This is a genomic window from Candidatus Tisiphia endosymbiont of Nemotelus uliginosus (genome assembly GCF_964264835.1).
GTDB lineage: Bacteria > Pseudomonadota > Alphaproteobacteria > Rickettsiales > Rickettsiaceae > Tisiphia.
This window is the reverse complement of record NZ_OZ183485.1, coordinates 511,178-533,893: the sequence shown is the minus strand read 5'-3', so window position 1 is coordinate 533,893 and position 22,716 is coordinate 511,178. Positions and strand designations below refer to the sequence as shown.

The following is a 22,716-nucleotide window of genomic DNA, read 5'->3' as shown; positions in this document are numbered from 1 at the left end:
ATACTCATCTTGTTACAGAGAGAGTGAATTGTGGGCTTATTGCCTTATCAATCTCTTATTACTGGGAATTAAAAAATTATGATCGGAAGATCGATAAGGAGAAATATCTATCCCGCCTCTTCTGGTATATCTTGCATATATTGCGAGATATTCAGGTCGTGTTATACTGTAAATATCCATAAAAATACGTTCCACGCATTGTTCATGAAATTCATTATGATTTCTGAATGAAATTATATATTTTAACAAACTAGCATGGTCTATCTTTTTGCCACTATATTTAATGCTAATAGAGCCCCAATCTGGCTGGTTTGTTATAGGGCAATTTGTTCTTAGTAAATCTGAATAAATTTCTTCTACAATATGAGTATTATAATATTTAATTAGGCTTTTATCAGCTGCCGGATAATTCTCACACTGAATTTCTAAATGGTCAATATTTTTTCCAGGTAGTACCTCAAATCTATAAGGAATATTCAAAGGCAGTAAAGTAATATTTATTTTAGCTTGCACTAAGTGAGATAAATCTTGCAACAATAAATGTTTTATCTTATCAATGGACTCAAATTTACTATTATTAAAAGAATTTAAGTATAGCTTCAAAGATTTAGATTCTATAATATATTGAGAATTTGCTGGTATATAGAATTCCCCTATCATAACCTGGGGCTTTCCCTGTAAATTTAACCAAGATATTTCATAAGCATTCCAAATATCTACTCCAAAGAATGGAAGATTATCTTGATTACAGGTTAATTCTTGTCTCTGTGAAGCTCGAGCAATAGGAAATAGTAAAGTAGGATCGTAGGTGGTCACATATTCTGTTTTTTTCCCTAATAAAGAATCAGTTAAGTTCATACACATAATTTATTTTAATAGCTTGGATTTATTACTGACATTAAAGCTATAAATAATCAAATATCTTAGGCTCTGTGAACTTGTCTATTTAAAGTGACATTTTTGATTATTTTTTAGCGAAAATTAACAGGATTGTTGCAAGAATATTGGCCATATTTCAAAAAAATTCTGTTAATTTACAGCAAAAAAGAAGCGAAATTAAATTAAGTAGAAAAGTTCACAGAGCCTAGTTGATTAATAATTCTTTTGCTGCTTTTAGGGTAGTATCAGTAATTAATTTACCTGATAACATACGGGCAATTTCATATTCTCGCTCAAGAATATCTAAATTTTTTATAGTAATTTTAGTATGTTGATCATATTGGGTTTTAGTAACTAAAATATGCTGATTAGCTTTGCCTGCCACTTGAGGTTGATGCGTAATTACAATGACTTGCGATAATAAGCTAAGCTTTTTTAACCTATCCCCTATTTTATCGGCTACGATGCCGCCAATACCTGTATCTATTTCATCAAAAATTATAGTATCAGTTAATAGCTTATTAAAAAGGCAAGTTTTAATGGCTAACATGAATCGTGATAATTCGCCGCCAGATGCAATTTTATCAATAGGGGCAAGTTTCATACCAGGGTTAGTGGAAGCAGTAAAGCGTACATCGTCTATACCTCTGGGGGATATATTTAGGAGGTCTGGGTGTATGTTCTGATTCATCTCATTTAAACATATTGTATCTTTGCGGCCAATTTCAACTTTAAAAGTTGCGTTTTCCATTTTAAGTTGTTCCAGTTCTTTTTGAATCGCTATTTCGAGCTTTTTTGCACTAGTGACACGTTTGTTGGATAATAGACTCGCTAATTCTAAATATTCTTTATATTTTTCTATCCTATTAGTATCTAAATTTTCTACATTCTTAATTTTATTTTGCAAAATTGCTAATTGTTGTTTAGATGCTTCAAGAAACTGGGGTATTGTATCGCAAGTAATATTATATTTTCGCGCTTTAGCACGTAGTAAGAATAGTCGTTCTTCTATTTCCTCAATATTATATTCATTTTCTTCAAATGTATTAATAATATTTTGTAACTTGATCTGCGCTTCTTCTAAGCTGTTATAGCAATCTTCTAAATCTGCTGAAATTGATAAAAATTTTTCATTTTGTGATAAATTGCGACTTATTAAACGCCTGGCATTACTGATTAGATTGGACAATTCAGGGTTTTCTAGATACCCTAAAATAGTGTGGGTAGTAGTTAGTTCTTTCTCCTGGTTTTGCAGATCATGCCTGATACTAATAAGTTTTTCTTCTTCTCCTTCTTGCATATTAAGGTTGGTTAGTTCCTCAATAGTAAAAGCTAAACAATCTATTTCTTGATTGATAGTTTCTTTATCTTGATTAATTTTATTTGCTTCTGTTATATTTTCTTGTAATACATGATAACATTTGGTTAACTCAGCTCTTAACTCTAAGAGCTCTCCGTACTCATCTAAAATATTTAGATGAGTAATAGGGGATAGAAGAGAAGTATGATTATTTTGCCCATGTAACTCAAATAAATAAACAGCTATTTGTTGAACAGAATTTTGAGTTACTATTTGATCATTGATGAGGAATTTCTTACGATTACCCAATTTTTGGATACGCTTTATAAATAATTCTCCATCATGTTCGATGTTAAATTGTTCTAAAAATTTTTTTAAGTGATCATTTAAGGTAAAAGTAGCGGTAACTGAGCAAGAATCATAGCCTTCTTTTATTACGTTATCTGAAAATTTATTACCTAATGAGAATAAAATAGCATCAAGCAGAATAGATTTTCCGGCCCCTGTTTCTCCAGTAATTACGCATAATCCTTTCTCAAATTCAACTTCTAGTGCGTCTATCAGAATAAAATTTCTCACTGAAAGACTTTGTAACATCTGAATTATCTTACAGAGTGATTAAATAATATGTGCCCATATCTATACCAAGTACTATTTGGATAATTATAGCCAAGTACAGAAGCATATTTTTGTGCTTCTTCAGATAGACCTAGCATCAAATATCCTTCTACTAAACGATAAAGTGCTTCGGATATGTGAGAGGTAGTCTGATAATTATCCACTACTAATTGAAATCTATTAATTGCTGCTATTGGGTTTTTTTTCTGCAGATAATAGCGCCCTAAATCCATTTCCTTACCGGCTAAGTGATCATTTACTAAATCTATTTTTAAGGAAGAGTCAATAGAGTAGCGAGTATTAGGAAATAGTGTGATCACTTCCTCAAAACTTTCTTTAGCCAGTAATGTCCTTGACTGATCAAGTTGCGTATCTGATATTTGCATATAATACGATAGAGCTTTTAAATAATAAGCGTAAGATATATCGGAATGTAGTGGGTGCAATTTAATAAAAGTAGTTAATACATCAACTGCTTCCTCATATTGGCCTGCTAAAAATAAAGAATATGATTGCATTAATTCAGCTTGAGGAGCCGCTATATTACCTGGGTCTTGATAAAAAATTCTTGAGAATTGCTCTGCAGCCTTTAAATATTTTTGTTTTTCTAGTAAAACAATACCTTCATCATATAATTCATTAACTGGGACTATTAAATCCTCATCTACTTTTTTGGTTTTACAGCTAGATAAAACTAAGCTAGCAGTGATTATATAGAATAATAATGTTATTAATTTCATAAGGCTTAATTGTTATAAAATCTACTTTATACACCAAATATTAGAAGCTATACAAGATTATTTTACAAAATGATATTTTGCCAGTTCTTAATCTTACATTTACATAGTTTTGTTTATCTTAAGCTTTAGCAGTTTGGTACCTCTGACTGGACTTGAACCAGCACGCTTTTGGGCTATAGATTTTGAGTCTATCGTGTCTACCATTCCACCACAGAGGCGCGTAAGTGCATCAAGCTTTGGATTATTTGCTCCAATAATAGCGGTATAGTTTTTTGCTATGTTAAACAATTTACTGAAACTTTCCTAAAAATACAACGAATATCAGTAAGAATTGTTGAATATAAAAATATTTTAAAAATATACTCTTGAAAAGTGTTAGCTTGAAGCTTATACTATAACCTAATAAAATAAAAATGGTTCATGGGGTTTGCTTATGATTGATTACACAAAGACAAGAGTCTTTACAGATACACAGAATAAAACATATGATACTGGGTTAAGAGAATATATGTTAAAGATGTATAATTACATGGCCTTAGCGCTTGCCCTTACAGGGGTTTTAGCCTTTGCTACAAATTTTGAGCCTTTAAGAAGTTTAATGTTTAGCGTGGCACCTAATGGATACGTTGGTAATACAGGCTTTGGCACATTGGTAATGCTTGCGCCAGTGGGGATAGCGATATATTTCTTTATGGGCTTTGGCACGATGAAATTGGAAACTACTAGGGTGTTATTTTGGGCTTATGCAGCTTTAACCGGTATGTCACTAGGATCGCTAGGCCTAATTTATACAGGGGAATCAATTGCCCGTACATTCTTTATTTGTGCCTCGGTTTTTGGGGGAATGAGCCTTTATGGTTATAGTACTAATCGCGATTTAACCTCATTAGGTTCTTTCTTTATTATGGGTCTATTTGGCCTTATTATTGCTTCTTTAGTAAATTTATTCTTACAAAGCTCAGCCTTATACTTTGCGGTATCTATAATTGGGATTGGGGTATTTATGGGACTTATTGCCTGGGATACACAAAAAATAAAATCTATGTATTTTATATATGGTGGCGGTGAGTTAGGACAAAAGATGTCAATTATGGCAGCTTTTACCCTATACTTAGATTTTATTAATTTATTCTTACATCTTATAAGATTCTTAGGTAATAGAAGAAACTAATATAACTAGAATTCGGGGTAACAACAAATTACACCGAATTTCCAGCTATACTCCTCTGATATGAATTTGCATGCGTCGTTACTCGTCGCTCGCCTATTCTGCTTTGCTCCATCGCGCCTAGCAGCACAATCATTTGAGAGGAGTATATCCCTATATTCCCACCATATCCTAGTTGAAGGCATAACGTACTAATCTATAAGGGCCTGCGAGCCTTCAGGCTTTGCTACTGCCTAGCGCTTCTTGAAGTTGATTCGATCGTATCCAACCCTTCGGGTACGAATAGTATACGTAAATAAGCACGTGAATATACTCAATTGATTTCAGGGTGTTATTTGCTAAGTTCTAGTATTTTAAATTTTAATATAGCTAGTTTTAATAGTATAATTTTTATCGGGTCCTAGTACATCGTAATGTAATTCAAAGGCCCTTGGACTATAAAAGATATAGCGCGCTGTATAAATGTCTAAGTTACATTTATGAATTCCTTCAGCTTGCAAAGGGTCAGTAGCATTAAAATGTATTTGATAAAATAAAGTATTATCATTGTCATCGCAAAAGTATTTTGTTATCGTATTATCCCTCAGAATATACCAATATTTTCTAAGCCCCTTGGTTTTACCTTTATTATTATAATAATTAAGGATTAATTCTTCTCTATATAATATCCTACTTTCTGTAGAATTATATAAGGTAAGATCTTGTTTGTTTGTAGGGTTATATTGGGCACAATGCGCAGTTCCTTCCCCTGTTCCTCTATTGCCTAAAATTCTTCTTATTGAATATGTGCCTATTAAGCTATAGAATATATTTTTTATAAGTTTGTTTGTCATTTACACTCTGCTGATTGGATATTAAAATAACCATAATATACTACTCATATCTGAAGGCTATATATAAGGATTTAAGTACCGAATCGATACACAAACTACCATCTCAAGCAGAATTATGCAAGAAGTCAGCGATATTTCTTTGACATCCCTCAAACCTTGTGTGTTTTCATTAAATGCTGACCTTTTCTTAGCTAATTCTAAGGCATTTTCTTAGCGAATTCCACCTAAACTCTGCGAAAAATAATGCCTACAATCCTTGTCTTATTACCTCTTTAACCCTTACTGGGAATTGCTGATGAATAAAAAGTTAGAAATCATAAGGATATTATGATATGATTAATCTGATTTGGGAAATGGTATAGTCAATTCAGGAGAATTTGGTGCTAGGCGCGATGGAGCGAAGCCTATAGATAATAGGCGAGCGACGAGTAACGACGTCACCAACTTCTCATCAATTGACTATATAACAGCTATCTCCAATTTGCATACTACTATGCAAAATAATATAAGTTAAAAGTTGGATTGTATGCGACTCACTTTACGTATGCCCTATTCGTTGATTTATTAAAGTTATGTCTGTATTACCTCTTGTGACTGCTCCAGATCCACGATTGAAACAAAAATCAATGCTAGTAGGAGAAGTAACTAATGATATAAGAAAGTTAATGGATGATATGTTAGAGACTATGTATCATGATCAGGGTGTAGGTCTTGCTGCAGTACAAGTCGGTGTTCCGAAATGTATCTTAACAATTGATTTGCAAGATAATGATGAAGTCGTCAGAGAGGCTGGTTTTTACCCCTTATTTATGGCAGATCCAGAAATAATTGCCCAATCAAAAGAATTAATAGTGGCAACAGAAGGATGCCTATCTTTACCGCATCAACGGGTAGAAGTAGCAAGATCTGAGTGTATCAGTATTCAGTTTTTAGATTATCATAATAATAGACAAGAATTAAACGTTAAGGGTTGGTTAGCTAGAGTTATTCAACATGAAATGGACCATTTAGTAGGCAAGCTGCTAATTGACTATTTAAGTGTACTTAAAAAAGATGTAGTCCTACGGAAGTTAAAAAAGCTTAAAAATAATATTTTGTGAAAGTAATTTTTATGGGTACTCCAGAATTTGCGGTACCATCCCTTCAGGCACTAATTGATTCTGCAGCGCATCAAGTAGCTGCGGTATTTACTCAACCTCCTAAATCAAAAGGAAGAGGGCTGCAGGAAATTGCCTCACCTGTCCATCAGCTAGCGTTACAGTATCATATTCCTGTATATACTCCCACCACTTTAAGAAATCAGGAAGCAGTCGATTTAATCAATTCCATTAAGTCAGAGATAATCATAGTGGTGGCTTATGGTTTTTTAATTCCTCCATTAATCCTTCAAGCTAAGAAATATGGTTGCCTTAACATTCATCCTTCAAGTTTACCAAGGCATAGGGGGGCTGCTCCGTTACAACGTACTATTATTGCAGGTGATACCACTACATCAGTATGTATAATGCAAATGGATGAAGGGTTTGATACTGGTGATATTATATTACAACATTCTTTTATATTGCCTCCTAGAATAACCTTAACACTGTTACATGATCAATGTGCAGTAATAGGATCTAATTTACTACTAAATGTTTTGGATAATATCGAGAATTTGCCAAGAATTGCTCAAAGCCCAGAAAATATTACATATGCCCCCAAGCTCAAGAAAGAAGAAGGAAAAATTGATTGGCGTGATAGTGCCTATAAGATAGATTGTAAAATTCGCGGAATGAATCCCTGGCCTGGGGTATATTTTGAATATAATGGTAAAATAATAAAAATTTTGAAGGCAGAGTACAATAACATAGATAGTCAGATGCTGCCTGGTACTATAATAAATGATAAGTTATTTGTTGCATGCGGCCAAGGGATCTTGATGATTACTGAACTACAACAACAAGGGAGAAAAATATTAGGGGTTGATGAGTTTCTCCGTGGAGAGACTATCTTACCAGGTAGTACACTCAATGGATTTCAAGAGGTGGATTTTATTTTAAAGGGTGAGGCGCGGAGCGTACAAATAGTACGTGAGCATAGCGAAAACCCCGCAAAATAGACTTCTTTAGAAGTCTATTACAGTACGAAAATTCAATTTAACAAATAATCATGAATTTTAGTCAGAGCTAGGAGCTATTGTGATATTTTTATTCTTTAGTAATAATATTAAATCGCCGTTTTCATACATGGTTCGTACTATATCGCAACCCCCAACAAACTCACCTTTAATATAGAGCTGAGGGATAGTAGGCCAATCACTAAAAATTTTTATCTCTTCTCGTATATTTGGTTGCTCTAAAACATTAATATCTTTGAATTTTACTCCAAGTTTTCTCAGAATTGTTACCACCGTAGAAGAGAAACCACATTGGGGAAACTGAGCAGTCCCTTTCATAAATAATACAACCTCATTATTTTCAATTTCATTTTTTATAAAATCAAAATTTCTATTTTCTAACATCTTTAAACCTGCTACAAATTATAACTTCCTTTTATACTTTAATACTACCATATGCAAGCCGAAATAATTGATAAAATTTTTAGCACCTTAAGCAAAGCTAACCCTACTCCTAGGACAGAACTGCAATATGTTAATAACTTTACACTGCTGATAGCAGTTATATTATCGGCTCAAGCAACTGATGCTTCAGTTAACAAAGCTACCAGTGTATTATTTACAAATTATAATACTCCACAACAAATATTAGAGCTAGGAGAAATCAAATTAAGGGATTATATCAAATCAATAGGTTTATTTATAACAAAAGCAAAAAATATTATTGCACTTTGTCAAATTTTAATAGATAAGTATGATAGCAAGGTGCCTGATAATTTAGAAGATTTAATAAAACTACCAGGGGTGGGCAGGAAAACAGCAAATGTAATATTAAACTGTCTGTTTGATAAGGCTACTATGGCAGTAGATACTCATGTATTTCGAGTGGCGCGCCGATTAGGGCTAGCTCACGGCCACACTACTGCTAAGGTAGAACAGGAACTACTTAACTCTATTGATATAAAGTGGATGAAATATGCGCATCATTGGTTAATATTGCTGGGTAGGTATATTTGCAAGGCTAGGTCCCCCAGCTGTCCTAGTTGTCCTGTTAAAGATTACTGTGAATATTACGCTAATATAAATTCTATAGTTAAGTAGAGATTAGGTTAAATTACTATAATGCATTTACCTATTAGGCTGTGTTTTATAAATCAAAATGTTTATTTACGAAGCACATTTTTTCTTATTTATAATAAGACCATTTGTAATAAGACCATTCTCAGTAAGAATAATTACTGTTATTTAGAATGGAAAAAGTTTAAGCAATAATCACTGGAGAGGTGGCCGAGTGGTTTAAGGCGCACGCCTGGAAAGCGTGTTCACGGCAACGTGTCAGGGGTTCAAATCCCCTTCTCTCCGCCAATACCTATTAGGCTTAGGTTTGCTCTAGCTCTTAAACACAAATTCATATGTTGCTTTAAAATATAGCTGTTAGCTATGATAACTGTGCTAGGGGTAAATTGTTACCTTTTTGTAAAATTACTGTTCTAAAAGTTAAAGATAATCGTCTTTTTCTAGATATGTTACTACCACAATATTTATCGTTCTTTCTTCCAACGATACCATGTTTCCATAAATTTCAAACATACAAAGTGGGTTCATATTCTAAATTCCCAAGTAGCAAATTTATTATAATTCTCTATTCCGCTTTCACCTTGGTGTGTCATAGTGTGTTCATATTCAGGATAATCTCTTGGATCAAATTTATATTTGGTGGGTTTTGGTATATTTAATTGCTCTGATAGTTTTTCAAATTGAAATACACCGTTGTAAAAATCGTTATCTACAATTGTAATTAATATCATAGTACCCCACACTTATTGTTGAAGTTGAAAAGCATGCATAATGTGTTTTCGTAGTAATGAAAACAACATAGCAGGGGTATCACTTAACGAGTTATAAAAATAATCTTTTATCCAATCAAATCCGTAAGTAAATAATGAGTATAATTTACGACCATGTTTTTTGATCTTTATAGGATAAATTTTGTTCTTAATGTCACCAGCAAGCACGCAAATAGCTAAGGATAAAGATACTATTGCAAATAGTTTTTCCAGCTTTTTTTGATCTGTAATGTGGGTATCTTCAATATTAAATCCAGATGACTTGAGAGACAGAAAAGGTCGCTCAATGCTCCACCTCTGCTTATATGCTAGCAAAGCACATTCACCAATAAGCACATTACTAGCAATAAATAGTTGCTCTCTTTCTAATTGCAAACAAGTTATTTTAATTGCCATACCATTGTAAATTTTGCTTTCTATAGTTTTAGTGTCACCCATTTGCATATCGGCAAAACATTTATTCAACTTCATCTTGCCACCGTTGAAATGCTTGACCTTCTCACTTTTTCTTAGCCTGATAGCAAAAGGTAATTTTTGGATTCCACCCATATATTGCAACCATTCCTCACCAACAAATTCCCGATCGGCAAGGATAAGCTCTATCATTTCCTTAGGTATAATTGTTAAAATTTGCTCAATCAATTTCTTTCTTTCATTAGTAGAAGAGTTGCCTTTTTTATCAAGTAACAACCATGCTATAGGAATTGAAATATTACCATAAACGATAGTTGCAACAAAAAAATTCAAATTTTTAATACCAAATTGCCAGCTGGTTCTATCTATGGCAAGGCTAATTTTACCTGTTAGACAGAGCAATTTAACAATAATTTTCCCTAAACTTATAAAGCACATATTTTGTTCTAAAAGCAAACGCTCAACTTTAACAATCTTGGCATGCAAATTGCCTTTAGAAGCGACATACAGTGCTAATTCTTTGATTCTCACAGTTTTAGCTTTTACTACTGCACAAATTAATTCTGCAAATGTTTTAATTCGTGCTGGGTGCCAATCTAAAAATATGTATAATATTTGGTATAGTGATTGAGAGTCCATTAATACCTCCTGTTGCTTGTTTCTCAGCGGAGATTAGTGACTCTCAGTCACTTATTCAATTTATTATTTTAACCCTCCTGTAAAATCTGTGGGGTACTATGACTCATTTGTTGTTAACAATTGTTTTTACATGTTTTCTAGGATTTAGCTTTGCTCATATATTAGTATGTTACTGCCACGCTACGCCCCTACTGCTGGCAAAGAAAATCCGGTTTTTTAGATTAACTGAGTATATTTAGTAACGCATTGTGTAAGCAGTTTAGACGCACGAAGTTTATTTACGCTCTAGCCAATATCCTGCAGCTGGAGCTAAATCACTTGCGACAGCTCTCCTATCATCAAATACAAAGCATTCTCCATACCATACATTATTATTATTGTTGGTCTCTGCCAAATATTGTAAAATGCCTCCCTTGAGATGATATACCTCCTTCAAACCTATCGTTCTGGAAAAAGCGGTTGATTTTTCACACCTAATGCCTCCAGTACAAAACATGGCAATTTTTTTTCCTGAAAATAATTCTTTGTTTTCTATTAACCAATTGGGAAATTGCTTAAATGTATCTGTATTTGGCACTAGAGACCCTTTAAAACTACCAATAGTAGTTTCGTACCTATTTCTAGTATCTATCGCTACTACATCATCTTGACTAATAAATTTGTCCCAATCTTTTGGTTCAATATATTCACCTTTAAGGCTGGAAGTATCAAGATTCTCTATCGCCATGGAAATTATTTCTTTTTTAAGCTTTACTTTTAATTTATGAAAAGGGTGTTTATCACAATAATTGACCTTACTATTCACAGTAGGGGCTGCAGTAAGTTTTATAATTTCTTGTAATAGTAGCTTTACTTCTGTTTCTATACCAGATACCGAACCATTAAAACCTTCGTAAGCTAAGAGGATAGTACCTCTAACCCGTAGTTTTTTACCAATATATAAAATCTTCGGTAATATCAATTCTAAATCTTTAATATTAACAAAACTATAAAAACTTAATATTACTATTTTAACGTTATGATCCATAATAAAACAATCTCTATATAGACATAGAAACCTATAATACCACATTGCTTTCTTCACATTAGGTCATCGTATTTCGGGATTCGTCATGCTCCCCTAGATCTACTAGGTTCCGCGTGCCTCACCACTCATACTCCTACTACTGTCTTGAAAGCAACTTGGTATAACTTAGGCATTTAAATTTAACAATTAGTTTTAGGCCTGTGTGAAGGAAATTTTTATAGTTTGATTTATGCGTATTTTATCTGCAAAATTTCCACTATTTTTCGATTAAGATGCTCTATAAATCACTTCTAAAAAAATTTCTTTCACACAGGCCTAATCTATTACTGGCAAAGGGACAAAAATAGAATTATTACGTCGTTTAATTAACAAAATTATATTTTGTTTGTTAGCATTTTTTGCATTTTCATATAATAAACTTAATTGGGCAATAGATTCTATTGGTTGCTGTTTACTGGCAACTATTAAGTCCCCAATTTTAAAATCATAATTTTTTTCATTTTTTATTACATCGGTAACGATCACACCTTTAGCCGGGCCCTTAATAGCAAATTTTTGCTTAATATCCTCCGTGAGATTATGAAAAGTGACATTACCTTTGATCATTGAAGAATTAGTATCGTCATTCTTGAGTATGACGTTTTCGTTTACTGCTTTGTGCTGCTCTAGATCGGTATCATTGATTTTACCGCTTAACTCTTGATTATTTCCATCGCGCACTACTATAATTTTTATTTCTTGATCTACAGGTGTTTCAGCAACCAATATTTGTAATTTTCTTGAATTTTTTACCGGTTGTCCAGCAAATTCTGTTATAACATCACCAGGCTTGATACCAAAATTATCCGCTGCACCTCCTTTCTTTACTTCTACTACCAATGCTCCTATCGCTTCTTTTAAGTCTAATCCTTCAGCAATTTCATGCGTTACTTCTTGAATGATTACTCCAAATCTGCCACGATTAATTTTACCATTTTTCTTTAACTGATCTATAACGAACTTAGTAGTATTGGATGGGATAGCAAATCCTATACCAATATTCACTCCTGAAGGAGAAAAAATAGATGTATTGACTCCTATCACTTGACCTTCTACATCAAACATAGGACCTCCAGAATTACCATTATTAATGGCTGCATCCGTCTGTATAAAATCTACTATAACATTAGTATTGTCATCAATATCACGCCCTTTTGAAGATATAATACCAGCTGTAACAGTGCCTCCAAGCTTACCAAAGGGGTTACCAATCGCTATTACCCAATCTCCTACTCTTGCTTTCCCTGAATCCCCAAATTTTACAAATGGCAACGTCCCATCACTATCAATTTTTATAAGAGCTAAATCAGTTTTCTTATCACTTCCTATTAAGGTAGCCGAGAATTCTCTATTATCCATTAATTTAATGTAGATCTTATCTGCATTTTCGATGACATGGTGATTAGTAACTATATAGCCAGCAGGGTCTATAATAAAGCCAGAGCCTAAAGGAATAGATTTAGGGTTAGAATATATTTCATCAAAATTAAAAGGGATATTAAATTTTTCTAAAAGCTCATTAAAATGTTCGAGAGGAAATTTTGCAAAAGGTTTTGTTTGTGTATTGTCTAATTTGGAGTGGTATTGTACAGTATATATATTGACTACTGCTGGAGCTAATGGTTCTACAATATCTGCGAAACTATTATAATGAGATGTTGCTGGCACTTTTACTGGCGGTATCTCTAATTCTTTGCGTTCCAAAGGCAGTATATTTGGAGGTGGAGTAATATCTTCAGCAAAAATGCAAGATAGAAAAGATAGATTAATAATTAAAAATAAAATTTTTAACAAATTATCAAACTTAAAAATACTTATAATCATATACCAAATAATAATTATTATTTACCTAAATTGAGATATTTTAATAACTCGGCCTCCGGTGAAAGCACCAAAGAAGTATCCTCCTTTTTAAATGCATTTTTATACACTTCTAATGATCTATAAAATTTATAAAATTCAGGATCAATAGAATAAACCTGATTATATATTCTGCCTGCTTCTCCCTCTCCTTCACCTTTGATTATTTGCGCTTGCATATAAGCTTCAGCTAATAATATTTTACTTTCCTTATCAGCTTTAGACCTGATACGGGCGCCTTCTTCCTGTCCTTCTGCTCTTATTTGGGTAGCCTCTTTTTCACGAGCAGTTTGCATACGACGATAAATTGCTGCGCTGTTTTCCTTAGGAAGATCGGTTCGTAAAATTCTAACGTCTATTACCGCAAGGCCAAAATTTTGCGCTTCCTTATTGACCTGTGTTAAAATATTCAACATTATCTCAGATCTTTCACTAGTAAGGAGGCTAGTTAAAGGTACTCTACCGATCACTTTTCTCATGGAGGATTCTAAGATTTTATTAATCCGAATTTTTACTCCTTGATAATTATGAACAGTTTTATAAAACATCACAGGATCGGTAATCTTAAATTTAGCAAAAGCATCTACCATTACCCTTTTGCCATCCGAAGCAGTCAATTCTTTCGCCTCTGCCTCCACATTTAAAATTCGTTTGTCAAAAAATTCAACATTTTGAATAAAAGGGAATTTGATATTTAATCCAGGATTATCAATAGTTCTTAGAGCTTCCCCAAATTGGAATACTACTGCAGAATAGCGCTGATCAACAGTAAATAAAGCATTAGTAGTGAGTAACAATAACCCCAGAACTACAAAACTTACGTAATAAATTATTTTCATATAGCACTATTCCTTAATTTTACTTTGTTGAATTGCCATATGCGGCAACACCCCATTAGTGCTCATAATAACTTTATTAGTGCCTTCTAGAACTTTTTCTATAGATTCCAAATAAAGTCGATCTTTAGTGAGCAATTTGTTAGCCAGATATTGTTTATAAATAGCGGCAAACCTTTTAGTGTCACCCTCCGCTTTTGAGATTACTGCTTGTCTATACCCTTCTGCTTCTTGAACAATTTTAGCTGCTTCCCCGCGGGCTTTAGGCAGAATGTCATTATTATATGATTGAGCTTGATTTATTTCACGTTCTTTATCAGCCTTAGAAGTTTGTACATCTCGGTAAGCATCTATTACCTCGGCCGGAGGTTCTGCCTTAAGTAATTGCACTTTTTCTATGTTAACGCCTGCTTTATACTGATCTAGAATTTTTTGGGTTAATAATTCAATCTTATTAGTAATTTCTTGCTTCTGATCAGATAATATAGAAGAGATAGGGGTATTACCCACTACTTCTCTTATAGCACTTTCAGCTGCAGTTTTGACTGACTCTTCTGGGTTTACTATATTGAAAATAAATTTCTCTAAATCACTAATGTGCCACATAACGTCACAATTTAACGCTACAATATTTTCATCTCCTGTGAGCATAGTGCTTTCTGCTACTATAGTTTTAGTATTATCTATACCAATATTAGGCCTAAAACTACTGCTAGATCTATATCCTATCTCGATTCGACGTGATTGATTCACTTTTTCGATTATTACTTGTTCGAAAGGAAGGGGTAGGTGGTAATTTAAGCCAGGAGATCCTTTACGGACAAATTTGCCAAACCTCATGACTGCTGCTTCTTCTCCTTCTTTTACTTCATAAATTCCGGAGGCAAACCAAATAGCAGCTAATGATAATAAAATTAATATCACTACATTATTATTAAAACTAAATTTACTATAGAAGTCATTAAAATGAAAATTATTTTTTTTCCTAGGTTTAGTAAATATGTTATATTCAGTTTTTTCATTATCCTGATCAAAATCTTCCCAAGGAGATTTTTTCATAATTTGCGCATATATTTGTTTAAACATATGTTATTATTGCCTTTTGATTAATTGATACATTATAGAGATATCGACAAGAATCCATTAATAGAGTACTATATCCTGTATCTATCTTTACGTCAAGCTGTTACTATCTAGCTAAGTTAAGGCAATTTTTATATAACAAAACAATGATTAATATAAATAAGCAAGAGATCTTAAGGAAGATTTCAGATATTACCTTTAATGATAATACAAAATTGATAAATGTTATCTCTAACATCATAATTAAAGATAACAATATTGGTTTTGCCATTGATACACTTAATCAAGATCTTCAGGTAGTGAATCATATTAGAAATCAAGCGATCAATAAGCTTATGGAAATACCTAATATTGGTAAAATAACTATCGCTTTAACTAACAACCGGGAAATAGTAAAAAAGCCCCATAATAGTAAAGTGAAACATCTGATCGCCGGGGTAAAAAAGATAATATTAATTGCCTCTGGTAAGGGCGGTGTCGGTAAATCCACTGTTGCAGCATTAATTGCCGAGCAATTAAATATGCAAGGGTATAAAGTAGGGATAATGGATGCAGATATTTATGGCCCTTCAATCCCTCATATATTTGGTGTTAGTGGGGTACCAGAGATGGTGAATAATAAGATGATTCCTTTAGAATCAAGGAATATTAAAATTATTTCTATAGGACTGCTTATTCAGAATCACTCAGCTGCTATTTGGCGGGGCCCAATAGCAAGTAAAACAATTTATCAACTTTTATCTTTAACTGATTGGAGCGAGTTAGATTACCTAATTATTGATATGCCCCCAGGTACTGGCGATATTCATTTAAGTATTTTAGAAAATTATCAATTAGATGGAGTAATAATAGTCACCACCCCTCACAAAATGTCTCAAATAGATGTAGTAAGATCAATTGACTTATATAAAAAATTTAATTTACCAATTCTAGGAATTATAGAAAATATGAGTTATTTAGTTGAACCCGGATCGCAAAAAATCATTCAAACTTTTAGCCAAAATTCGGGTAAAAATTTTGCTGCAGAACATAATATTCCCTTTGTCGGTAAAATTCCTCTGGACCCAAGATTATCATATAATTGTGATAACAGTATTACTCTAGCTGGTATCATTAATTTACCACTTAAAGGCTTTATTTAAACTTTCTTATACCATTTCCGGGAACTAAATTATCTATGTTCGTCGTACTTCATGATCTTCTGCTCCTCACATACACTGCAGTTTGAAGCGAAGAGTTAACTTCAAATTCCCTACCAGAGCCGAGCTCTAAAAGAAGTCTATTATATCTCTCTTACTGGCCTTGCTCTTTGTTTGCGTCTAAAGATATTAAACCTATGCCACAAATTAATAAGGGATTGTGATTTTGATAGGTCACGTTTATATCGTTCTTTAGTCATCAATTCATAGTTAGTAATTAAAGAAGGAATGACTTCATTATAATATACTCTATATAATCCTTGCATTGTTGCCATAGTTGTTAAATAACCCCATTTCATAACTTGCTGCGGCACCCTTGCTAACGCTTCAATACAAGCTATTGTTTCTTCAACCTCAGGATTACTGTCTTTATAGACGTCGGCGATCGGTGCTAAATTGAATTGCATATCTTTAATCATAGCTCTAATCATTAAACCCATATATTGATCAGTGGCAAATCTTTTGACAAACAATAATTTTCTTGCATGAATATTTAATAAAAATCTATATTTATTTATTAGAGACAATAACTTTGCTTGATAAAACCGCACACCCCTTAAGTTATTTTTATCATAAAATTTTATCTTTTCTTCGTAATGAATCATTTTCTCCATTCCTAAGTTGAGAAGTGTAGATAATAATTTATCGCAATTAATAAGGTCATTTCTTCGTGCTTGTTTAACATGAGGGGCTGCCCTGGTGCCAGCAAAATTGGCGGAATGACGGCTAATTTGTCTACCTTTTTCATCTCTTTTAATATCAGCGAAATGCCCTAACTCTTGACCTGCGATGATTTGCAACCGCGCTATCGCTGCCCACCCATCGCCAAAAGTTGGGTGTTCTATATTGTTTTGCGCAAACGGATCCCCTCCACATGAGACAAAAACCGCAACATTTTTGCCATCAGTGCTTTGCATACCACTATTACCCCCAGAACGTTGCCAGTCAACTATATTCATCATATCGCCAATATTATGAGAATAGGTAATAAATACTTGCACTTTATCATGTAGTAGCCACCTGATTACTATTGGATGAGCAGCTTGCACAAAAATTCTGGCTAATTTCTCGGTAATTTCTTTTTTAACCGGTTGTAATTTCTGAATTTGTTTATGCAAATCTTTATAAATAGATGCTAATTTTTGAGTGGATATATTGGATTTATATAAAGACTGAAATAATTGATTAGTTTGAGGTATTAATGCAGGATCTGTGATCTCTTCTTTGCTTACCATCCTGCTGATATTAAATTTCGGATCAGAAAATCTGGCAAAATTACTACTAGTATCAGTATCGATCCTAAGATTACCTGATTTAATTAATTGCTGCGCTAATTGTTCATACTCTAACTGCATATCTTCAGGAAAAAACGCCGGTACTTTATCAAGTATATGATAAATGGAACTCATCACATTATAAATTAATGATTACTATTAGAGCCTCTATTGCCCAGCTCTTATATGACTTTTTAAATAATAAGCATAATTAAAGTGATTTGTCAATGAATAGAGATCGCCTCCTTACCACCCGACTGAATATTTATAGAGCCATAATTTAGGTATTTCAGGTAGGTTGAGAGCGGCATGTAATAAGAATCTTAAGCCCTGTTTAAATAGTGATATTGTGGATCTATAAAGTTTTTTTTGAAGATATAGCCCCAGTAGAGATAGCCCAAAATAAAGCAACAGTCAGTACTAAAATAAGACGTTCAATCCTATCTTCATGCTGTAAATGTGTTTTGGTTATAGAAAATCCTCGTGATTTAAAATCAGAAAACATACATTCTATGCCCCATCTCATCCCATAATCAAGTACTCTGTATTTTGATGGTAGGCAATCCATAGCAATAATCCACGGCTCTTTGCAACCAGCTTCTTGTAAAATACCTATATTAGTTGTAACATTGGTATTGTGAAAAGTTTGATTTTCTAAAGATGTCAGCTTCATATTGACTGCATCACCTGTAGTGATTTCCCCTCCTTCTTGCATCAGTATAAGATTAGATTTAAGTCTTACTCGATAGCTCCATCCAAGAGATTGACATAAATTAATTAACGAGTGTGTACCATAAAACCGATTGGCTGCAAGCAAGATCTTAACACCTTCAGGTATCATTTTAGCTACATCCTTGATTAATGATTCTTGCACCTCAAAGCCAATGGCTCCTTGAGTTTTTTCAACCTTCCATGCAATTGGCATGGCTCTTTCACCAACTCTCAACGAAATCATCAAACATTCAAAATTAGTGGATATTTTACTTTGGTCCAATATCAATATAGCAGTCTTTTCTTTGCTAGCGGCCATCGTAATTATTTCCGGAACAAAACCATGCATAACCGGCTTAGGTTCTATCAAACAGTTAGATAACAATCTACTAATATACCTTTCTTTCGATTTAACATCTCCTGTCTTACGGGGCAATACCGCAATCCACTCTCCACTATTGACGCTGCTACAGCTTAATGCAGATGCTGCCAAATCAGCAATCCCACTTATATGCGACTTATGCAAACCAGTAACTCGACTACCTAAATCCTCTTCAATTACCTTTGCTATATGAGCTACTCCTCCAGTAAATATTCGCATCTTATTCTCCAATGATTATTATATTTGGAGATCATATTATCACGCTTTTTTACTTCTAGCAATTTAAGTCGGGTGGTAAGGCAGCAAGGAATAACAAAAGTTAAGAATGATCTGAAGTCTAACAGTCTCTATAGCAGCACCAATCCTCCTACTTTGGCTGATAATTCCTATTCCCATAAGCAATATCTTATTAACTCGTAGCGCCAACAAGAAATGACTGACTTAAAACGACAACTATCCTATCGAGCGGAAAAAGTAGCTTACTCTCTTTTGGGTTCACCAAATAAATATTTATCTAATAACCACACGCTGCGCTTGGGAGAGAATGGCAAAATAGTGATGAAAATCATAGGTAGTAAAGCCGGTATCTGGCATGACTTTAGCAATGACCTAGGTGGAGATTTATTTACTTTAGTGCAAAGAGAAAAGAACTGCAATTTTATGCAAGCTAAAGAATATCTGCAAGATATGGTTGGCATGGCTAATAACTATCAAAATAAAGCAACCTGGCTAAAAGATCTGGCGGCAGACGCATTTTACCAAAAAACCAAAACTCAGGATCAAAAGGAACAACATGTTGCAGAAGCTAAAATCAAATACGCCCAAGTTTTATACGAAAAATCAGATTCCATTAAATATTCCACCTCTCAAAATGTCGCAAGAAAATATTTATCAGAACATCGGGGAATTGAAATAATTCTAACCAAATATCAGCTAAGCCAAGATCTCCGCACTAGTATGATGTGGGATAATACCAGCAAACAACATTACCCGGCCCTAATTGCTTTTGCCAGGGACAAAGAAGGTCAAATCACCGGCGGACAAACTATTTATTTAAATAAAGAAACCGGCTCCAAAGCTGATATTACGGCTAATAAACGTTCTTTTGGTAAAATTAGTAGTTCTTTTGTAGAAATTCAACGAGATAGTGACCAAAAACACAATATCACTATTATCGCAGAAGGAGTGGAAACTGCTTTAAGCCTTCAAGAAGCAGGACTAAAAGGTAAAATCCTATGCAGCCTTGGAGTTAGTAATATCAAAAACTACCAACCACAAACAAACGAAAGGATTATAATCGCTGCCGATAATGATGGTCAAAATGCTCCCTCTCTGAAAGTTATAACAAACGCCAAGGAAACATTAGAACAAAAAGGTGCTATAGTTTTAATCACAATGCCTAAAGAGCCTGGAGATTTCAATGATCTACTTAAAACTCAAGGAATAGACTCTATCCGTAACCTACTAGTACCAAAGATTGAGAAATTAGCAACAGGCCATCAGAATAATCAGCTCAAGTCTATAGAACTAGAATTTTCCAAGGTAGCAACTGCTAATAATGTTCAGACACTACAAAATTTCCGGAATGCGATAAAATCATTAGAGAGATTTGGCTCAGCAGAAAATATCACCACTGCTCTACAAATATATAAACAACAAGGACTAGAAACTTTCATTACCTATAGCCGTAAAACCTGCTCTACAGCAATTGAGCAAAAAATAACCACAGATTTACAAACCATGAAAAACAAATTTGATCCAAATTATAACTTAGGTGATACCAGATTTTGCGATATAGTCATACACGACTTTAAAGGCAAAAGCCACGTAGTGCCAGAAGATTACCTTAGAGCCATAGGTAAAGATAAACAAGTAATGCAGTATATTAAGCCAGAATCAACGGTGGGTAAAGAAATAAAGCTGGAGTTAAAGAATGGAGCAGAGATACAGAAAAATAAAGGAATATTAGTGAGAGGAATTTAAAATTACCCTAAATATGTGAGGGTAACTTTTTAACTCATTACTAAATAAAATAGTTAACAGTAAATTAATTATCTATTAGTGGTCCACTTAATTTGTGATACAATTAGTTAACTTTTTCAATAGATAGGAATGGGAAATGCACTGAAAATTCTTAATTAATGTCAACTAAACCAAATAGCAAATTAAAATGTAAATAATAAAAAATAAAATGGGTAGATAAAATGGCAAAAAGTGAGAGAGGGGATCGGAAGGAGCTCATTGTTAAAAACATAAAAAGTATAATTGAAGGCCATCCAGAAGTTAGTAAAAAAGTAAAATTTAATGATAATTCAGATAGGCACGTAACTGGTATTCTGCCGCAAGACCTACAAGAAGCAGTACAACGTGTGCAGTTATTTGTTAATAAAAGTGAACCTTTTCCAATAAATTCAACAGAGCCAAAAGATATAAGAGATATAAAAATTCTCGAAACTGGGTTAAGGCAATTTGTGAGGATATTAGACGACCATCCTGGATTAAAGCCGGTACAGCAAGAGATAATCAAGGAGTTCTATAAATTTGCCAAAGAAGGAAATCGAGAAGATAGAGCTAATTTTTGCACACAACAATTGGATGAGTTGCTCGGTAAAAAGCCTCTCTATGAAAAACCGATACTGTACGGAATTCAAGAAGGAGAGGGTAAGACTGCTCTGCACCTGGCAGCAGAACGTGGAGATTTAAAGGCAGTAAAGCAGTTAATATCTCACTCTGATGTTAAAGCTAAAGACAATAGGGGCAATACTCCTCTGCATCTGGCAGCAGGATTTGGGGGGTCAGTAGACGTAGTAAAAGAGTTAATACCTTACTCTAATGTTAAAGCTAAGAACAGGGAAGGTCAAACTGCTCTACATGCGGCAGCATACTATGGACATTTAGATATAGTAAAGAAGTTAATATCTCACTCTGATGTTAACGCTTATGACAATTTTGATACGACTGCTTTGGATGTTGCCGGAATGCATAACCGCTTAGACGTAATGAAGGAATTAGTACCTTATATTGATGCTAAAGCTAAGGCCCGTAATGGTAGAACTGCTCTACATACGCTAGTACGCCGTGGAGACTTAGGTTTAGTAAAAGAGTTAATACCTCTCTCTGATGTTAATGCTAAGGAAAATAATGGCGACACTATTCTGCTTGTGGCAGCAAGTAAGGGACACCTAGACGCAGTAAAGAAGTTAATACAAGCTAAAGTTCCTATAAATGCTAAAAATTTGCCTAATTATGACACTCCTCTACATCTGGTAACCCAAAATGGAAACTTAGAGGTAATAAAAGCAATAATAGAGGGTGGGGGCAATATTAACGCCCAAAATAAAGGTAATAATCCTAGACGTGATATAGCTCTACCAGTAAAAATAATACAACAAAATCCTGAGATGATGTTTCAGGCAGTAATAAATAATATGCGTCAATATCTTCCAGTAGATCCCCTAGAACGACCTGCAATTCTAGCCACTAAATTAACTGATATAATAAAGGGATTAAACCAAAGAACAGACGTTAATAACCCTATTATGCGTTCTTTCATAAAAATGTTTGAGAAAGAACATGATAAGAGTGTTAACGTAAATCAAGAAAATACAGCTTCCGAAGCCAAAGAAATAGCAGGTGGCGTATTTCACTCTGCCCCTTCAGAAGTTGGAACATCCGAAGTAAAACCTTCAAATACTCCTAGTAAGAAAAGCTCTTTAAATAAAGAGACAAAATGCTCATTAATGTAATAAAAAAGCATGCACGCTATTACATC

Annotated in this window: 19 protein-coding genes, 2 tRNA genes and 1 pseudogene; 8 read left to right on the top strand and 14 right to left on the bottom strand. The window is 33.7% G+C overall.

Annotation, left to right across the window (positions count from 1 at the left end; genetic code table 11):
• Window positions 1-36 precede the first annotated feature (36 nt).
• The 4 genes from queF to ACFELV_RS02340 form a co-directional block, all read right to left on the bottom strand.
• Window positions 37-858, bottom strand: a complete 822-nt coding sequence (gene queF, locus ACFELV_RS02355) for an NADPH-dependent 7-cyano-7-deazaguanine reductase QueF (protein WP_375326586.1) — start codon at window positions 856-858, stop codon at window positions 37-39.
• Window positions 859-1,084: 226 nt separating this feature from the next.
• Window positions 1,085-2,776, bottom strand: coding sequence for a DNA repair protein RecN (gene recN, locus ACFELV_RS02350; RefSeq protein ID WP_375326585.1), 1,692 nt, complete (start codon window positions 2,774-2,776; stop codon window positions 1,085-1,087).
• A gap of 5 nt (window positions 2,777-2,781) precedes the next feature.
• Window positions 2,782-3,537 (bottom strand): outer membrane protein assembly factor BamD, encoded by a 756-nt coding sequence (locus ACFELV_RS02345; RefSeq protein ID WP_375326584.1) that lies wholly within the window; start codon window positions 3,535-3,537, stop codon window positions 2,782-2,784.
• 134 nt (window positions 3,538-3,671) lie between these two features.
• Window positions 3,672-3,755: transfer RNA gene (locus ACFELV_RS02340), tRNA-Leu, on the bottom strand.
• Between the two features lie 215 nt (window positions 3,756-3,970).
• Between ACFELV_RS02340 and ACFELV_RS02335 the strand changes: the two genes are divergently transcribed.
• Window positions 3,971-4,708 carry a Bax inhibitor-1/YccA family protein gene (locus ACFELV_RS02335; RefSeq protein WP_375326583.1) on the top strand — a complete coding sequence of 246 codons (738 nt, stop codon included), beginning with the start codon at window positions 3,971-3,973 and terminating at the stop codon, window positions 4,706-4,708.
• Window positions 4,709-5,058: 350 nt separating this feature from the next.
• Here ACFELV_RS02335 and ACFELV_RS02330 read toward each other — a convergent pair whose 3' ends face one another.
• Window positions 5,059-5,538 (bottom strand): DUF6314 family protein, encoded by a 480-nt coding sequence (locus tag ACFELV_RS02330; protein WP_375326582.1) that lies wholly within the window; start codon window positions 5,536-5,538, stop codon window positions 5,059-5,061.
• A 572-nt stretch (window positions 5,539-6,110) separates the two neighbouring features.
• Between ACFELV_RS02330 and def the strand changes: the two genes are divergently transcribed.
• Window positions 6,111-6,638 (top strand): peptide deformylase, encoded by a 528-nt coding sequence (gene def / locus ACFELV_RS02320; RefSeq protein WP_375326580.1) that lies wholly within the window; start codon window positions 6,111-6,113, stop codon window positions 6,636-6,638.
• A pseudogene (gene fmt / locus ACFELV_RS02315) lies at window positions 6,635-7,546 on the top strand (methionyl-tRNA formyltransferase); the annotation flags it as partial. The gene def and the pseudogene fmt, both read left to right, overlap by 4 nt.
• 147 nt (window positions 7,547-7,693) lie before the next feature.
• Here the strand turns inward: fmt and grxD are convergent.
• The gene (gene grxD / locus ACFELV_RS02310) at window positions 7,694-8,038 is read right to left on the bottom strand and encodes a Grx4 family monothiol glutaredoxin (RefSeq protein WP_375326579.1); all 345 of its coding nucleotides are present in this window, start codon (window positions 8,036-8,038) and stop codon (window positions 7,694-7,696) included.
• Window positions 8,039-8,089: 51 nt separating this feature from the next.
• Here grxD and nth point away from each other — a divergent pair, with 51 nt between their 5' ends.
• Window positions 8,090-8,734, top strand: coding sequence for an endonuclease III (gene nth, locus ACFELV_RS02305; protein WP_375326578.1), 645 nt, complete (start codon window positions 8,090-8,092; stop codon window positions 8,732-8,734).
• Between the two features lie 176 nt (window positions 8,735-8,910).
• Window positions 8,911-8,998, top strand: a tRNA-Ser gene (locus tag ACFELV_RS02300).
• Between the two features lie 236 nt (window positions 8,999-9,234).
• Here the strand turns inward: ACFELV_RS02300 and ACFELV_RS02295 are convergent.
• The 6 genes from ACFELV_RS02295 to hflK all read right to left on the bottom strand — a co-directional run bounded on the left by ACFELV_RS02295 (window position 9,235) and on the right by hflK (window position 15,381).
• Window positions 9,235-9,441, bottom strand: coding sequence for a hypothetical protein (locus ACFELV_RS02295; RefSeq protein WP_375326577.1), 207 nt, complete (start codon window positions 9,439-9,441; stop codon window positions 9,235-9,237).
• 12 nt (window positions 9,442-9,453) lie between these two features.
• Window positions 9,454-10,533, bottom strand: a complete 1,080-nt coding sequence (locus ACFELV_RS02290; protein ID WP_375326208.1) for an IS4 family transposase — start codon at window positions 10,531-10,533, stop codon at window positions 9,454-9,456.
• A 274-nt stretch (window positions 10,534-10,807) separates the two neighbouring features.
• The gene (locus ACFELV_RS02285; RefSeq protein ID WP_375326576.1) at window positions 10,808-11,560 is read right to left on the bottom strand and encodes a rhodanese-like domain-containing protein; all 753 of its coding nucleotides are present in this window, start codon (window positions 11,558-11,560) and stop codon (window positions 10,808-10,810) included.
• Between the two features lie 315 nt (window positions 11,561-11,875).
• Window positions 11,876-13,423, bottom strand: a complete 1,548-nt coding sequence (locus ACFELV_RS02280; RefSeq protein ID WP_375326575.1) for a Do family serine endopeptidase — start codon at window positions 13,421-13,423, stop codon at window positions 11,876-11,878.
• Window positions 13,424-13,440: 17 nt separating this feature from the next.
• The gene (hflC, locus tag ACFELV_RS02275) at window positions 13,441-14,298 is read right to left on the bottom strand and encodes a protease modulator HflC (protein WP_375326574.1); all 858 of its coding nucleotides are present in this window, start codon (window positions 14,296-14,298) and stop codon (window positions 13,441-13,443) included.
• Window positions 14,299-14,304: 6 nt separating this feature from the next.
• Window positions 14,305-15,381, bottom strand: a complete 1,077-nt coding sequence (gene hflK / locus ACFELV_RS02270) for an FtsH protease activity modulator HflK (protein WP_375326573.1) — start codon at window positions 15,379-15,381, stop codon at window positions 14,305-14,307.
• Window positions 15,382-15,524: 143 nt separating this feature from the next.
• On the opposite strand from hflK, the gene ACFELV_RS02265 reads away from it, so the two are divergent.
• Window positions 15,525-16,520, top strand: a complete 996-nt coding sequence (locus ACFELV_RS02265) for an Mrp/NBP35 family ATP-binding protein (protein ID WP_375326572.1) — start codon at window positions 15,525-15,527, stop codon at window positions 16,518-16,520.
• Between the two features lie 140 nt (window positions 16,521-16,660).
• On the opposite strand, the gene ACFELV_RS02260 is transcribed toward ACFELV_RS02265, so the two are convergent.
• On the bottom strand, window positions 16,661-17,986 hold the full coding sequence (locus ACFELV_RS02260; RefSeq protein ID WP_375327491.1) for a DUF2748 family protein: 1,326 nt from the start codon (window positions 17,984-17,986) through the stop codon (window positions 16,661-16,663).
• A 220-nt stretch (window positions 17,987-18,206) separates the two neighbouring features.
• Window positions 18,207-19,163, bottom strand: a complete 957-nt coding sequence (locus ACFELV_RS02255) for a transposase (RefSeq protein WP_375326263.1) — start codon at window positions 19,161-19,163, stop codon at window positions 18,207-18,209.
• A 213-nt stretch (window positions 19,164-19,376) separates the two neighbouring features.
• On the opposite strand from ACFELV_RS02255, the gene ACFELV_RS02250 reads away from it, so the two are divergent.
• Both ACFELV_RS02250 and ACFELV_RS02245 read left to right on the top strand, forming a co-directional pair.
• Window positions 19,377-20,927, top strand: coding sequence for a toprim domain-containing protein (locus tag ACFELV_RS02250; protein WP_375326571.1), 1,551 nt, complete (start codon window positions 19,377-19,379; stop codon window positions 20,925-20,927).
• Between the two features lie 221 nt (window positions 20,928-21,148).
• Window positions 21,149-22,690 carry an ankyrin repeat domain-containing protein gene (locus ACFELV_RS02245; RefSeq protein ID WP_375326570.1) on the top strand — a complete coding sequence of 514 codons (1,542 nt, stop codon included), beginning with the start codon at window positions 21,149-21,151 and terminating at the stop codon, window positions 22,688-22,690.
• The last annotated feature ends 26 nt before the right edge of the window (window positions 22,691-22,716 follow it).

Coding starts and splice junctions, on each gene's coding strand:
- ACFELV_RS02245 (WP_375326570.1), top strand. CDS start 21,149: ATGGCAAAAAGTGAGAGAGGGGATCGGAAGGAGCTCATTGTTAAAAAC.
- grxD (WP_375326579.1), bottom strand. CDS start 8,038: ATGTTAGAAAATAGAAATTTTGATTTTATAAAAAATGAAATTGAAAAT.
- ACFELV_RS02335 (WP_375326583.1), top strand. CDS start 3,971: ATGATTGATTACACAAAGACAAGAGTCTTTACAGATACACAGAATAAA.
- ACFELV_RS02265 (WP_375326572.1), top strand. CDS start 15,525: ATGATTAATATAAATAAGCAAGAGATCTTAAGGAAGATTTCAGATATT.
- ACFELV_RS02285 (WP_375326576.1), bottom strand. CDS start 11,560: ATGGATCATAACGTTAAAATAGTAATATTAAGTTTTTATAGTTTTGTT.
- ACFELV_RS02250 (WP_375326571.1), top strand. CDS start 19,377: ATGACTGACTTAAAACGACAACTATCCTATCGAGCGGAAAAAGTAGCT.
- recN (WP_375326585.1), bottom strand. CDS start 2,776: ATGTTACAAAGTCTTTCAGTGAGAAATTTTATTCTGATAGACGCACTA.
- ACFELV_RS02255 (WP_375326263.1), bottom strand. CDS start 19,163: ATGCGAATATTTACTGGAGGAGTAGCTCATATAGCAAAGGTAATTGAA.
- def (WP_375326580.1), top strand. CDS start 6,111: ATGTCTGTATTACCTCTTGTGACTGCTCCAGATCCACGATTGAAACAA.
- ACFELV_RS02345 (WP_375326584.1), bottom strand. CDS start 3,537: ATGAAATTAATAACATTATTATTCTATATAATCACTGCTAGCTTAGTT.
- nth (WP_375326578.1), top strand. CDS start 8,090: ATGCAAGCCGAAATAATTGATAAAATTTTTAGCACCTTAAGCAAAGCT.
- ACFELV_RS02260 (WP_375327491.1), bottom strand. CDS start 17,986: ATGAGTTCCATTTATCATATACTTGATAAAGTACCGGCGTTTTTTCCT.
- queF (WP_375326586.1), bottom strand. CDS start 858: ATGAACTTAACTGATTCTTTATTAGGGAAAAAAACAGAATATGTGACC.
- ACFELV_RS02280 (WP_375326575.1), bottom strand. CDS start 13,423: ATGATTATAAGTATTTTTAAGTTTGATAATTTGTTAAAAATTTTATTT.
- hflK (WP_375326573.1), bottom strand. CDS start 15,381: ATGTTTAAACAAATATATGCGCAAATTATGAAAAAATCTCCTTGGGAA.
- hflC (WP_375326574.1), bottom strand. CDS start 14,298: ATGAAAATAATTTATTACGTAAGTTTTGTAGTTCTGGGGTTATTGTTA.
- ACFELV_RS02330 (WP_375326582.1), bottom strand. CDS start 5,538: ATGACAAACAAACTTATAAAAAATATATTCTATAGCTTAATAGGCACA.
- ACFELV_RS02290 (WP_375326208.1), bottom strand. CDS start 10,533: ATGGACTCTCAATCACTATACCAAATATTATACATATTTTTAGATTGG.
- ACFELV_RS02295 (WP_375326577.1), bottom strand. CDS start 9,441: ATGATATTAATTACAATTGTAGATAACGATTTTTACAACGGTGTATTT.